At 71.0% G+C, this 13475-nt stretch carries 10 protein-coding genes; 5 read left to right on the forward strand and 5 right to left on the reverse strand.

The annotated features are described in order from the left end of the window. Window positions 1–21: 21 nt before the first annotated feature. From ASH01_RS02420 to ASH01_RS02440, 5 genes are all read right to left on the reverse strand, one after another. Entirely contained in the window at window positions 22–1749 is a 1728-nt protein-coding gene (locus ASH01_RS02420) for a VanW family protein (protein ID WP_056770911.1), read from the reverse strand. A gap of 109 nt (window positions 1750–1858) precedes the next feature. Next, window positions 1859–2791: an N-acetyl-1-D-myo-inositol-2-amino-2-deoxy-alpha-D-glucopyranoside deacetylase gene (gene mshB, locus ASH01_RS02425; protein ID WP_056770914.1), complete on the reverse strand. Its 933-nt coding sequence runs from the start codon at window positions 2789–2791 to the stop codon at window positions 1859–1861. A gap of 44 nt (window positions 2792–2835) precedes the next feature. Further along, complete coding sequence (locus tag ASH01_RS02430; RefSeq protein WP_056770916.1) at window positions 2836–4608, reverse strand: ABC transporter substrate-binding protein; 1773 nt, start codon at window positions 4606–4608, stop codon at window positions 2836–2838. A 7-nt stretch (window positions 4609–4615) separates the two neighbouring features. Beyond that, window positions 4616–6514: a translational GTPase TypA gene (gene typA / locus ASH01_RS02435; RefSeq protein ID WP_056770920.1), complete on the reverse strand. Its 1899-nt coding sequence runs from the start codon at window positions 6512–6514 to the stop codon at window positions 4616–4618. 67 nt (window positions 6515–6581) lie between these two features. Further along, window positions 6582–7058 carry a (deoxy)nucleoside triphosphate pyrophosphohydrolase gene (locus tag ASH01_RS02440; protein WP_056772584.1) on the reverse strand — a complete coding sequence of 159 codons (477 nt, stop codon included), beginning with the start codon at window positions 7056–7058 and terminating at the stop codon, window positions 6582–6584. A 72-nt stretch (window positions 7059–7130) separates the two neighbouring features. Between ASH01_RS02440 and ASH01_RS02445 the strand changes: the two genes are divergently transcribed. From ASH01_RS02445 to ASH01_RS02465, 5 genes are all read left to right on the forward strand, one after another. Continuing rightward, window positions 7131–7439 (forward strand): 4a-hydroxytetrahydrobiopterin dehydratase, encoded by a 309-nt coding sequence (locus ASH01_RS02445; protein ID WP_056770921.1) that lies wholly within the window; start codon window positions 7131–7133, stop codon window positions 7437–7439. Between the two features lie 223 nt (window positions 7440–7662). Then, window positions 7663–9270, forward strand: a complete 1608-nt coding sequence (locus ASH01_RS02450; RefSeq protein WP_056770924.1) for a hemolysin family protein — start codon at window positions 7663–7665, stop codon at window positions 9268–9270. Next, window positions 9267–10280 carry a hemolysin family protein gene (locus ASH01_RS02455; protein WP_056770927.1) on the forward strand — a complete coding sequence of 338 codons (1014 nt, stop codon included), beginning with the start codon at window positions 9267–9269 and terminating at the stop codon, window positions 10278–10280. Before ASH01_RS02450 ends, ASH01_RS02455 begins: the two co-directional genes overlap by 4 nt. Window positions 10281–10582: 302 nt before the next feature. Further along, window positions 10583–11575 carry an ABC transporter permease gene (locus ASH01_RS02460; protein ID WP_056772586.1) on the forward strand — a complete coding sequence of 331 codons (993 nt, stop codon included), beginning with the start codon at window positions 10583–10585 and terminating at the stop codon, window positions 11573–11575. 45 nt (window positions 11576–11620) lie between these two features. After that, window positions 11621–13402, forward strand: a complete 1782-nt coding sequence (locus ASH01_RS02465) for an ABC transporter substrate-binding protein (protein WP_056770929.1) — start codon at window positions 11621–11623, stop codon at window positions 13400–13402. The last annotated feature ends 73 nt before the right edge of the window (window positions 13403–13475 follow it).

A 13475-nucleotide genomic window follows, 5' to 3' on the forward strand; every position in this document is an offset into this window, starting at 1 on the left:
ACGGTCGCAGTCCCGCCTCGGTCACGGCGGCGTGGCGGCGGGGTTCGTGCAGATGATGTGGTCCTCGGGCACGTAGTGGGTGCTGACCGGCTCGCTCCTGACGAGGGCGCTCGACCCGGGGCGGCGCCACTCGCGCGTCACGGTGACGTCGAAGCTAGGGTTGGGCTGCTGCGGGTAGCACTTCAGGCTGTCTGTGCGAATCGTCTTGGGGGGCACGACGTTTCGCCGCGGGCCCTTGACCGAGGTGATGTCCCAGGTCTTCGTGCTCCACACCCGTCCGTGGACGAAGCCACCCTCGACCCAGGTCTGCAGGAGCATCCCGTAGGGGGTGTCGTTCTTCCACTTGTTGTCGATCGTCGGCCAGTAGACGGTGGCCTCACGGCCTTCCGGGTAGCGCGGGATGAAGAACGCGTGCGGGCTGAACGCGAGGAAGTCGACACCGGCGAAGTAGGCCAGGTTGTAGACGACGGTGGACACCTGGCTGATGCCGCCCCCGGTCCCGCGCGTCAGCCGGCCGTCGATGATGACGGTGCCGTCGGCATACCCCTTGTCCTCGGTGCGCTCGCCGAGGATCCCGTTGAGGCTGAAGGTGCCCCCGGGCGGCACGTAGATGCCGTTGATGCGCTTCGTCGCGACGACGAGGTTGTTGGTGCGCGTCGCGTCGTTCGTCGGGAAGGGCGAGCGGAAGTCGGCCACGAGGGTGCTGACGCCGGCCTGCTGGGCGTCCTCGGTGGTGAAGGGTGGCTGGGCGACCGCGGGCCGCACGTCCACCGTGCGCTCGGTGCCGGAGATCGCGGCGACGACCTGCCTGGCGACCGCGTCCTCGTCGAAGGTGAGCCCGTCGACGGAGGGCACGAGGCGGGGCTTGCCGTTGTTCGGCTCGAAGACCCAGCGGGCGCTGCTCGCCGTCCGGCTCGGCACCGTCACCTTGCCGGCGACGAGCCGGGCGAGGCCGGGCTCGTCGAAGCGCGGCGTGAGCCCGCCCGACCCGTCGGGCACGACCGAGACCATCGGGGCGTACTCGGCCGGGGAGAGCAGCACGCGCGTCGAGCCGGACACGAGCGTGAGCGGCCGGGACATCGCCGTGCTGCCGAACTGCGAGCCGACCTGCTGGACGACGTCCGCACTCACGGCGGGCGGCACCTGGCGCACCACTGCCGTGGCCTGGGTGGAGTCGGGGAAGGCGCGGCGCAGCGCGAGCTTCGTCGCGGCCACGTCGAGCGTGCTGCCCGACGCCGGCATGTCGACGGAGACGGAGCCGTCGGGGAAGGTCACCTGGCCCTCCACGGGGGCGACGGCCAGTCCGGGTGCGAGCCGGTCGAGGTAGGCCGTGAGGGCCTCGTCGTCCGCGGCCGTGAGCAGCGGTGTCCGGACCGACCCGGTGAGCTTGTCCCACACGACCCGCGGGTCGAGCGTGAAGCCGGTGAGCCCCTCGAGGGAGCGCTCGGCGTCGACCGTGAGCCCGGCGTCACGCGGTACGACCTCGATCGGCGCGGCACGGCCCGGCACGCTGAGCACGATGGGCGTGTCGAGCAGCGACCGCGAGCCCTTGTCGATGGCCGCCCGGGCGGACTCGGGCGTCATCCCACCGACCCGGATGTCACCCACCGACACGGATGCCGGGACGTGCTGCGAGGACCACACGCAGAGGCCGGCGTAGCCGCCGCCGAGGACGATCGCGGCCACGAGCAGGCGCAGCACCGTCGAGCGCCGCTCGCGGCGCGTGTCGTCGGACCAGTCGTGGGCCATCGGCTCTCCGGGCAGGGGACATCGTGTGGCACGAAGGTAACGCCGCGGCTGTCCGATTGCAGCCAAGCACCGCGAGGTGTCGGCTCCGTGACGAGATCGTTGCCGTCAGTCAGGCGAGCAGGCCGGCCTCGCCCGCCTGCACGGGGCCACCCACGGTCTGCCACGTGAGCGGGTCGACACGCCGGAAGCCCTCGCGGGCCGTCGTCCGCGCGGCGACGAGGTTGGACAGGGCGTGCACGTCCGCGCTCGCGACGATGACCTGGGTCGCGTGCTCGCGCAACGCGTCGCTCTGGACCGTGCGGGCGGCCTCGTCGACCACGGCGTGCGTGACGCGATCGTCGTCGACGACCGACGGCGGGAACGCGTCCTCGGCCGCGGGCACGACGAGCCGCGGCGGCGCGGGCGGCTCCGGGCCGAGGTCCTGACGGCTCCACCACGCGCTGGTGTCGAGCAGGTCGGGGTCGGCGGCGGCCAGCCACGCGCGGTCCTCGCGCGCCCAGCCGAGCGGCGTGAGGATCTCGTACACGCGCGTCGGCCGGTCCGCGGCGTCGAGGAGCTCGAGGGCGCGCCGCGCGACCCGGTGGGTCTGGACGTGGTCGGGGTGGCCGTAGCCGCCGTGCTCGTCGTAGGTGACGACGACGTCGGGGCGCAGGTCGCGCACGAGCTCGGCGACGAGACCGCCGGCCACGTCGAGGTCCGCCGCCGCGAAGGCCTCGGGGCGAGCCGCAGCCGGGGAGCCGACCATGCCGGAGTCCCGGTAGCGCGAGAGCCGCCCGGCCGCCTCGTCGGCCCCGAGCACGTGCACGACGGCCCCGATCCGGTCGAGGGCGCGCGTCAGCTCACCGTGGCGGTACGGTCCGAGCCGGTCGTCGGGGTCACCCTCGAGCTCGGCGAGCCCCGGGGGGATGACCTCGCCCTCCTCACCCAGGGTGCACGTCAGCACGTGCACCTCGTCGCCACGGGCGACGTGGTGGGCCATCGCGATGCCGCACGTCAGGGTCTCGTCGTCGGGGTGGGCGTGGACGAAGAGCAGGCGGGGCACGGTGGTCCTCTCGAAGCGTCGGGGAGCGTCGGGCGCTCGGTGCGTCAGCGCACGGACACGGTGGCGAGGTCGACGATGCCGCCGACGCTGTGGTCCTCGTAGGTCTTGACGCCCGCTCCGTGCAGGTAGAGGGCCTTCGTCGCCGACAGCGCGATGTAGCCGCCCTCGTCGCGGATCGACCGGTCGGCCTGCTCCCACACCCTGGACCGGGCGGCGGGGTCGGCCGTGGCGTCGGCCTTGTCGATGAGCGCGTTGACGGCGTCGTTGCTGAAGTAGCCGACGTCCTGGCCGGGACCCGACGAGTCGATGTTGATGCGGGGGTCGAAGAGCGCCGGCAGCACCCCTCCGGCGGACGGCCAGTCGGGGGTCCACACCCCACGGAAGACGTCGTAGGAGTCGACCGACGTCGGCTTCTCGATCGTCTCGTAGTACTCCTCGGGCGGCACGCCCGTGAGCTCGACCTTGAAGCCCGCGCGCTCCCACCCGGCGGCGAGGGCGGCATACGCCTTGTCGCCGAGCACCGAGCGGGCGTAGACGACGCGCAGCGGGACGGGGAGGGTGACGCCGGACTTCTGGAGCAGCTTCCGGGCGCCTTCGGGGTCGCCCTCGACGCCGAGGCCGGGCGCCGGCGACACGGACTCGGGGTCGACCGTCGGCGACAGGACCGACCACGTCGGCGTGCCCGCCCCCTCACCCCCGGTCGCGGTGACGTAGGTCGCGCGGTTCGTCGACAGGGACAGCGCCTTGCGCACCGCCGGGTCGGACATGACCTTGCTGCGCATGTTGACGGCGAGGTAGTCGACGTTGCCCGTGTAGGGGAAGGTGAGCCGCGTCTGGAGGTCGGTGCCGGCCTGGTTGCGCAGGGTCGGGCTCGCCTGGACCCACGACACGGCGTACGCGTCGTCGTCCTGCTGGTTGAGCAGCCGCTGGATGACCGTCGACTCCCCCAGCCCGGACGTCACGTGGATCTCGTCGGGGTAGGCGTGCCGGATCGGGTCGGTGCGGGCGTCCCAGTGCTCGTTGCGCACGAAGGTGCCGCCCTTGCCGACGACCCACGGCTCCTTGAGTCGGTAGGGTCCGCTCGACATGACGGCATACGTCGCCTTGTCGCTCGTGGTGTCGGCCGCGACCTTGCGCGGCGCGAACTCGGGCAGCGCCACGATGTGCGCGAAGTCGGGCTCGGCGTCGCGCAGCCGGAAGGTGATGGTGCGGCCCTTGCACGACACGGCGCGGTCGAAGTCGGACTGGTGGGCCGTGTCGGACGGCCCGGCGTAGACGGGCTTCTCGAGACCCTCGGGCGTCACCTTCGTCGGCATCGCGAGCAGGTAGCTCGCGTAGTTGGTGCCGCCGACGTGCGTGCGCCGGTCGAAGGTGCGGGCGACGCCGTGGCGCACGTCGTCGCACGTGATCGGCGAGCCGTCCTGCCAGGCCAGCCCCTCGCGCAGGGTGAAGGACCACGTGCGTGCGCCGTCGCTCGGGGTGCCGGTGTCGGTGGCGAGGTCGGCCTCGACGTCTCGCTGGTGCTCACCCGTGCCGTATGCCGTGAGGCCGCGGGCGAAGGTGCGCTGGGCGAAGAACGCCTCGGGCCCGACGTACATCAGCTGCGGGTCCCAGGTCGCGATGGTGCCCGAGACGAGGACCTGCAGCGTGCCGCCCGGCTGGGGCTGCCCCGTCGCGGCCGACGGGGCGGCGCCCAACGCCTCCTGGGTGCTCGTCGGGTCGCTCGACCCGGTGCACGCCGCGGCGCCCGCTGCCAGGACGGCAGCGACGACCGCGACGGCCGACGACCTCCTCAGCCCGCGCACCACGTTGCGCACGGCTCGGTCAGCCCTCGGCCTTCGCCGCCGAACGCGCCCGTGACGCGGTTCGGGCGCGCTCGCCGGCGTCGAGGACGACCTTGCGGATGCGGACCGACTCGGGCGTGACCTCGACGCACTCGTCCTCGCGGCAGAACTCGAGGCTCTGCTCGAGGCTCAGCTTGCGCGGCGGGACGATCTTCTCGAAGTTGTCCGAGGAGGAGGCGCGCACGTTGGTGAGCTTCTTCTCCTTGGTGATGTTGACGTCCATGTCGTCGGCGCGGGAGTTCTCGCCGACGATCATGCCCTCGTAGACCTCCGTCGTCGGGTCGACGAAGAGCGTGCCGCGCTCCTGGAGGTTGACCATGGCGTAGGAGGTGACGACGCCCTTGCGGTCGGAGACCAGCGAGCCGCTCGTGCGGGTCGTGATGGCGCCGAACCACGGCTCGTAGTCCTCGAAGACGTGGTGGGCGATGCCCGTGCCGCGCGTCTCGGTGAGGAACTCGGTGCGGAAGCCGATGAGGCCACGGCTGGGCACGAGGAACTCCATGCGGATCCAGCCGGTGCCGTGGTTGGTCATCTGCTCCATGCGGCCCTTGCGGGCGGCCATGATCTGCGTGATGGCGCCGAGGAACTCCTCGGGGGTGTCGATGGTGAGGCGCTCGACGGGCTCGTGGACCTTCCCGTCGACCTCGCGGGTGACGACCTGCGGCTTGCCGACGGTCAGCTCGTAGCCCTCGCGACGCATCTGCTCGACGAGGATGGCGAGCGCGAGCTCACCACGGCCCTGGACCTCCCAGGCGTCCGGACGCTCGGTGTTGAGGATGCGCAGCGACACGTTGCCGATGAGCTCCTTGTCGAGGCGGTCCTTGACCATGCGGGCCGTGACCTTCGAGCCGCGGACCTGGCCGACCATCGGGCTCGTGTTGGTGCCGATGGTCATCGAGATCGCCGGCTCGTCGACCGTGATGAGGGGCAGCGGGATGGGGTTCTCGGGGTCGGCGAGCGTCTCGCCGATGGTGATCTCGGGGATGCCGGCGACGGCGATGATGTCGCCGGGGCCCGCCTCCTCGGCGGGCTTGCGCTCGAGCGCCTCGGTCATGAGCAGCTCGGTGATCTTGACGCGCTGCTGCGAGCCGTCGTGGCGGCACCACATGACCTGCTGGCCCTTCTTGATCGTGCCGTTGAAGACACGGAGCAGGGCGAGGCGGCCGAGGAAGTTGGAGGCGTCGAGGTTGGTGACGTGCGCCTGCAGGGGCGCCTCGTCGTCGTACGTCGGCGCGGGGATCGTCTGGAGGATCGTCTCGAAGAGGGCCTCGAGGTCCTCGCCCTCCGGCAGGCCACCGTTGTCGGGGCGCTCGAGCGAGGCGCGGCCGGCCTTGGCCGACGCGTAGACGATCGGGAAGTCGATCTGCTCCTCCGTCGCGTCGAGGTCGAGGAAGAGCTCGTAGGCCTCGTCGACGACCTCGGCGATGCGCGAGTCCGGACGGTCGACCTTGTTGATGCACAGGATGACCGGCATCTTCGCGGCGAGCGCCTTGCGCAGCACGAAGCGGGTCTGGGGCAGCGGGCCCTCGGACGCGTCGACGAGCAGGACGACACCGTCGACCATCGACAGGCCGCGCTCGACCTCACCACCGAAGTCGGCGTGGCCGGGGGTGTCGATGATGTTGATCGTGACGCCGTCGGTCAGGCCGCGGTCCTGGGCGGCCTTGCCCGTGTAGTGCACCGCGGTGTTCTTCGCGAGGATCGTGATGCCCTTCTCGCGCTCGAGGTCGCCGGAGTCCATCGCGCGCTCGTCGACGTGCTGGTGCTCGCCGAACGCGCCGGACTGCCAGAGCATCTTGTCGACGAGGGTGGTCTTGCCGTGGTCGACGTGGGCGACGATGGCGACGTTGCGGATGTCCGCGCGGGTCTTCATGGGCATGAGGGACAGTCTCTCAGGGTTTCGAGGGTGGTTCGGACCACGGCGTCGTGGGTGGTTCTCGTGTGGTTCAGGAGGCGCTTCGGGCGTCCGGGTCGGATGCGGGCGGGCGCAGGAGCTGCTCGAGCTGCTCGACGATGGGCAGGTCGGCGGGGAGCCACCCGACGGCACGGAGGTCGTCCCGGTCGAGCCAGCGCAGCTCATCGTGGTCCTCCAGGGGCTCGGGCGTGCCCTCGACGACCTCGGCGAACCACACCAGCATCTCGTACCGATCGCCCAGCGGCCACGTGGAGCCCGGCTTCGGACCGGGCACGTGCGCGCCGAGGCGCACGCGGACGCCGAGCTCCTCGAGCAGCTCGCGGTGCAGGGCCGACAGCGGGGACTCGCCCTCGTCGACCTTGCCGCCGGGCAGCTCCCAGCCGCCGGCGAGCGCCGACGGCTCCGTGCGGCGGGCCGACAGCAGTCGGGTCGGTCGCTCCAGGTCGTCGACGACGGCGGCCCCGACGACGAGGCGTACCGGGTGCTGGACGGGGTCTGGACTGCTCATGGCGCCACCGATGGTGCCACAGCACGAGGTCCAGGACGACCGGGCGAGCACGGTGGGGCGTTTACTGGTGACATGACACGACGGCTCACCGACGAGGAGATCGAGCGCCAGCTGGGCGACCTGCCCGACTGGACGCGTGACGACGACACGATCCGGGCTTCTTTCGAGGCGCCGGACTTCCTGACCGGCATCGCCCTCGTGCAGGAGGTCGCGTCCGCCGCGGAGACGATGGACCACCATCCCGACATCGACATCCGTTGGCGCACCGTCGCCTTCGCGCTGTCGACCCACTCCGAGGGCGGCCTGACCCAGCTCGACGTCGAGCTCGCGCACCAGATCAGCCAGGAGGCCACCCGCCGGGGCGCCGCCGCGACGGGCTGAGCCGTGCCGGCTCAGCCGAGGATCTCGGGGAGTCGCCTGAGGATGGCCCGGGTCCGGTCCGGACGTCGCCGGGTGGGCGGGTCGCGCCCGTAACTTAGGATTGCCTCATGCGATCCCACTCACGCTCCGACTCGCGTGCCGAGTCCCGGGAGGGCCATAGTCCCTGGCCGGACCCGATCCGGCCGCCCCAGACGCACCGCTCGCTCACCCGGGTGGTGAACGCATGAGCACCGCCCTCGGCATCTGCCTGGGCATCGCACTGATCCTCGCCCTGACGGCGGCGACCGGCTACTTCGTGGCCCAGGAGTTCGCCTACGTCGCCGTCGACCGCAACGCCCTCAAGCAGCTCGCGGCGGAGGGTGACGCCCCCGCCCAACGCGCCCTGCGCGTCACGTCGCAGCTGTCGTTCACCTTGTCGGCCGCCCAGTTCGGCATCACCGTGACCGCCCTGCTCGTCGGCTACGTCTCCGAGCCACTCGTCGGCGCCGGCATCGCCGAGCTGCTCGACCCCTCGATGTCGTATGCCGCCCGGCTCAGCCTCTCGGTCACCGCCGTCCTCGTCTTCTCGACGGTCGTGCAGATGGTCTTCGGCGAGCTCGCGCCCAAGAACCTCGCCATCGCGCGCACCGTGCCCCTGGCCCGCTCCCTGAGCCGGTCGACGCTCGCCTACCTCACGGTGGCCGGGCCGATCGTGCGGCTCTTCGACCGTTCGTCGACGGCCCTGCTGCGCAAGGTCGGCATCGAGCCGGTCGAGGAGCTCGAGCAGGGCGCGACGGCCGAGGACCTCACCCGCATCATCGACGAGTCGCACGCGGGCGGCCTGCTCGACGACGACCTCTCCGACGTGCTCGAGGGCGGCCTGCGCTTCCGCGAGCTCGACGCGGGAGACGTCATGACGCCACGCGTTCGCGTCACGACGATCCACGCCGACGCCCCGGTCACGGCCCTCGTCGACCTGCTCGACACCGGCTGGTCACGCTTCCCGGTGACCGGCCGCGACGGTGACGACATCGTCGGGGTCGCCGGCATCGCCGAGGTGCTGGCCGTCGAGCCCGACCGGCGCGGCACCACGACGGTCGGCTCCGTCGTCTCCGACCCGACCGTCGTCCCGACGAGCGCTCCGCTGCCCCGCGTCCTCGAGCAGATCCGGGCCGACCACCGGCAGCTGGCCGTCGTCGTCGACGAGCACGGTGGCTTCGCCGGCATCGTCACCTTCGAGGACATCGCCGAGGAGGTCGTCGGCGAGATCCTCGACGAGGACGACACCCCGGAGCCCGGCATCGTCGAGACGGGCGCCGACACGTGGCTCGTCCCGGGCCACCTGCGCCTCGACGAGCTCGACACCGCGACCGAGCTGCGCCTCGCGAGCAGCGACGAGTACTCGACCATCAGCGGACTCATCCTCGAGGACCTGGGCCGCACGGCCGTCGTCGGCGACGAGGTCCACGTCGAGGCGCGCCGCGAGGTCGTGTCCGACGGTCACCACGGGTCCGAGGGCGACGGTGCCGACGTCCGCTCCGGTGACGTCCACGAGAACGCCGAGCCGTCCGGCGACCACGAGGCACCGGGGCGCTCTGGCGACCCGCGTGAGCCCGACCGCGAGCACGACCGCGAGCACGACCGCGAGCACCGGCACCTGCCGGTCTCGGTCCGCCTCACCGTCGAGGCCGTCGAGCGACACGTCCCGTCGGCGGTGCGCGTCGAGGTGCTCGACCTCATGTCCCACCTCGAGGCCCTCGACATCGACACCGGCTCCGACCACGGGTCGGACGCTGCCGGCGGCGATGCGACCGACCGCACGGCCGGCTCACGGACGGAGGCCGGCCGATGACGACCGCCCTGCTCGTGTCCCTCCTGCTCCTCGTGCTCAACGCCTTCTTCGTCGCGGCGGAGTTCGCGCTCGTGGCCAGCAAGCGCCACCGGCTCGAGGACCTCGCCGAGCGTGGCAGCGTCGCGGCGCGGGCCGCCGTGCGCGGCAGCCGCGAGCTCTCGCTCATGCTCGCCGGCGCCCAGCTGGGCATCACGCTGTGCACCCTGGGGCTCGGCTCGCTGGCCAAGCCGGCCGTGGCGGAGCTGCTCACCCCGGTGTTCACCTTCGCGCGCGTCCCGGAGGCGGCGGCATACGTCGTCTCCGTCGTGCTGGCCGTCGGCATCGTCGTGTTCCTGCACATGGTCGTCGGTGAGATGGCCCCCAAGTCGTGGGCGATCGCCCACCCCGAGCGGTCAGCGGTGCTGCTGGCGTTGCCGTTCCGCGGTTTCGCCCGCGTGATGCGCCCGGCGCTCAGCCTGCTCAACGCCATGGCCAACGGCTGCCTGCGCCTCGTCGGCGTGACGCCGCAGGACGAGCTCGGCCAGGTCCACGGCCCCAAGGAGCTGCAGCTGCTCATCGCGAGCTCGAAGGACCACGGCATGCTCGCCGAGCCCGAGCACCGCGTCCTCGCCGGTGCCATCGACCTCGACACGACACCGGTCCGCGAGGTCCTCGTCCCCATCGAGCTGGCCGTCGGGGTCGACACGACCGCGACGTGCGCCGAGGCCGAGGCCGTGTCACGCGACACCGGCCGCTCGAGGTTGGTCGTCCGAGAGGGCGACACGCCGGTGGGCATCGCCCACGTGCGCGACATCGTCCGCGCCGTTCCCGGCGCGCCCGTCACCACCGTCACGTCGCCGGCGGTCCACGTCGACGCCGGCCTCTCGCTGCTCGACACCGTGTCGGCGATGCGGGCGCAGCACGTCCAGCTCGTCCTCGTCGACGGCCCGTCGGGCCCGGCCGGCCTCGTGACGATGGAGGACCTCCTCGAGCGCGTCCTCGGTCAGTTCGACGACGAGACGGACGCGTAGGCGCGCGTCCGTCCCGACCGGGCCCGTACGCGTACGGCCGCGTGTGTCACAGGCGGCGCTGGGCCCCTGCTGGGAGTCCCCTCCGAACCTCGGCGGGCGCGGGCGATCTTCCGGTCGTGCGGGCCAGGTCGCCGGAAGATCTCCTCCGAGTCACGATTCGGCCAAGTCGGTTGCTGACCGTGTCGAGCCGCTGAATGATGAAGCGCGCGGTCGTGGGGGCGGTAGGTTGCGGCTGCTACCCAGCATGTTGGAGGGCCGACCCGGTCTCCGGCACCGATCACGACCCGGAGGTGACGGCATCCATGAGCACTCCCCTTGACCTCGAGCCCGGCGCGACCTCGGCTGAGCCCGAGTCGGTCCTGCAGGGCGAGAAGCGCATCGAGGGCAGGTCGCTCGGCCAGATCGCCTGGACCCGTCTCAAGCGCGACAAGGTCGCGCTCGCCGGCGGCATCTTCGTCCTCTACCTCATCGTCGTCGCGATCGCGGCCCCGCTCGTCGTCGGCCTGCTCGGCCACCCGCCGAACGAGTTCCACCAGGACCTCATCGACCCCAACACCCAGATCCCGATCGGCCCCTACGGCGGCATGTCGTGGGACTTCCTCTACGGGCTCGAGCCGGTCAACGGACGCGACATCTTCAGCCGCGTCATCTACGGCTCCCAGGTGTCCCTGCTCATCGCCTTCCTCGCGACGCTGCTCTCGGTGGTCATCGGCACGGTCCTCGGCGTCGTCGCCGGCTTCTTCGGCGGCACCATCGACACCCTGATCAGCCGCACGATGGACGTCTTCCTCGCCTTCCCGCTGCTCGTCTTCGCGCTGGCCCTCGCCGGCGTCGTGCCCGACGAGGCGTTCGGCCTCAAGGGAGACGCGCTGCGCATCTCGGTCATCGTCTTCATCATCGGCTTCTTCAACTGGCCCTACATCGGCCGCATCGTGCGCGGCCAGACGCTGTCGCTGCGCGAGCGTGAGTTCGTCGACGCAGCGCGCAGCCTCGGGGCGCGCACGCCCTACATCCTGTTCAAGGAGCTGCTGCCCAACCTCCTGGCGCCGATCCTCGTCTACGCGACGCTGCTCATCCCGAGCAACATCCTCTTCGAGGCGGGCCTGTCGTTCCTCGGTGTCGGCGTCCAGCCGCCCACCGCCACGTGGGGCGGCATGCTCTCCGACGCCGCCCAGTGGTACCAGATCGACCCCTGGTTCATGCTCTGGCCCGGCCTCGCCATCTTCGTGACGGTGCTGGCCTTCAACCTCTTCGGGGACGGCCTGCGTGACGCCCTCGATCCGCGGTCTCGGTAACCCACCGCAGGCCGCATCCCGCAACACGAAGGAGCGCATCCACTCATGAGAAACACACGCGTGATGGTGGCCGCGACCGCGGCCGCCCTCGCCTTGGGTCTGTCCGCGTGCGCGGGCAGCACGACGCCGGGCACGACGCCCAGCGGCACGGCCGGCGGCGGCGGAGGTGGCACGACCCCTACCGCCAACGCCGCCCTGAGCGCGGTCTTCAACCCGTCCGACAAGAAGGGCGGAACGCTGCGTTTCGGCATCTCGAGCGACTGGGACTCCGTCGACCCGGGTGACACGTACTACGGCCTGTCGTGGGACTTCCTGCGCAACTACGCCCGCCAGCTCGTGTCGTTCAAGTCGGCGCCGGGCAAGGAGGGTGCGCAGCTCGTGCCCGATCTCGCCACCTCGCTCGGCAAGGCCAGCGACGGCAACAAGACGTGGACGTACACCCTTCGTGACGGCCTGAAGTACGAGGACGGCACGCCGATCACGAGCAAGGACATCAAGTACGGCGTCGCCCGCTCGCTCGACAAGGGAACGTTCCCCAACGGCCCGACGTACTTCAACGACTTCCTCGCCGACGTCCCCGAGGGCTACTCGGTCTACAAGGACAAGAACCTCGACAGCCTCAAGGCCATCGAGACGCCCGACGACAAGACGATCGTCTTCCACCTCAGCAAGCCCTTCGCCGGCTTCGACTACTTCGCCCAGCTGTCCAACACCTCCCCCGTGCCGCAGGCCAAGGACACTGGCTCGAAGTACAAGGAGCACGTCATCTCGAGCGGGCCGTACAAGTTCTCGGTCTACCAGACGGGCAAGCGCATCGAGCTCGTCCGCAACGACCAGTACGACCCCGCCACGGACCCTGACACGGGCCGCAAGGCGCTGCCGGACAAGATCACCGTCGAGATCGGCGTCAACGCCGCCGACCTCGACAACCGGCTCATGGCCGGTGACCTCGACATCGACCTGGCCGGCACCGGCGTGCAGGCTGCGGCGCAGGGCAAGATCCTCGCCGACCCGGCCCTCAAGGCCCACACCGACAACCCGACGACCGCGCGCGCGAACTACGCGCAGATCAACGGCGACGTCGCGCCGTTCGACAACATCGACTGCCGCAAGGCCGTCATCTTCGCGGCCGACAAGACGGGCTACCAGCGCGCCTACGGCGGCGACATCGGCGGCACCATCGCCACGGGTCTGCTGCCCCCGATCATCCCCGGCTTCCAGGAGATGGACCTCTACAACTCCAAGGCCAAGCCGACCGGAGACGTCGACTCCGCGAAGGCCGCACTCGCCAAGTGCGGTCAGCCGAACGGTTTCGAGACCAACATCTCCTACCGCCCGGAGCGCCCGAAGGAGAAGGCCGCCGCCGAGTCCATGCAGCAGTCGCTCGCCAAGATCGGCGTCAAGCTGACGCTCAAGCCGTACCCGGCCGGTGACTACTTCAAGCTCTACGCCGGCAAGCCGGACTTCGCCAAGGCCAACAAGCTCGGCCTCATGGTGATGAGCTGGGGTGCTGACTGGCCTGACGGCTTCGGGTTCCTGCAGCAGATCGTCGACAGCCGCGTCATCCGCCCCGCGGGCAACACCAACCTCGGCATCAAGCTCCCCGAGGTCGACAAGCTCATGGACCAGGCGCTCAACGAGGCCGACACGACCAAGCGTGAGGCGATCTGGGGCCAGATCGACAAGGTCGTCATGGAGAACGCCGAGGTCATCCCCGGCGTCTGGCCCAAGTCGCTGCTCTTCCGCCCGGACACCATCTCCAACGTGTTCGTCAACGACGGCTACTCCTACTACGACTACGCCTCGACGGGCGTCGCCAACCCGTGACCCACGGGCCCTTCCGAGGGCCTCCCGGTTCGAACCTTTTCATCGAAAGTAGGTGAAGGCGTGACGCGGCGAC

It is taken from the genome of Terrabacter sp. Soil811, from assembly GCF_001429655.1.
Taxonomy (GTDB): domain Bacteria; phylum Actinomycetota; class Actinomycetes; order Actinomycetales; family Dermatophilaceae; genus Terrabacter.

Coding starts and splice junctions, on each gene's coding strand:
- ASH01_RS02460 (WP_056772586.1), top strand. CDS start 10,583: ATGAGCACTCCCCTTGACCTCGAGCCCGGCGCGACCTCGGCTGAGCCC.
- ASH01_RS02450 (WP_056770924.1), top strand. CDS start 7,663: ATGAGCACCGCCCTCGGCATCTGCCTGGGCATCGCACTGATCCTCGCC.
- ASH01_RS02455 (WP_056770927.1), top strand. CDS start 9,267: ATGACGACCGCCCTGCTCGTGTCCCTCCTGCTCCTCGTGCTCAACGCC.
- ASH01_RS02445 (WP_056770921.1), top strand. CDS start 7,131: ATGACACGACGGCTCACCGACGAGGAGATCGAGCGCCAGCTGGGCGAC.
- typA (WP_056770920.1), bottom strand. CDS start 6,514: ATGCCCATGAAGACCCGCGCGGACATCCGCAACGTCGCCATCGTCGCC.
- ASH01_RS02465 (WP_056770929.1), top strand. CDS start 11,621: ATGAGAAACACACGCGTGATGGTGGCCGCGACCGCGGCCGCCCTCGCC.
- ASH01_RS02420 (WP_056770911.1), bottom strand. CDS start 1,749: ATGGCCCACGACTGGTCCGACGACACGCGCCGCGAGCGGCGCTCGACG.
- ASH01_RS02440 (WP_056772584.1), bottom strand. CDS start 7,058: ATGAGCAGTCCAGACCCCGTCCAGCACCCGGTACGCCTCGTCGTCGGG.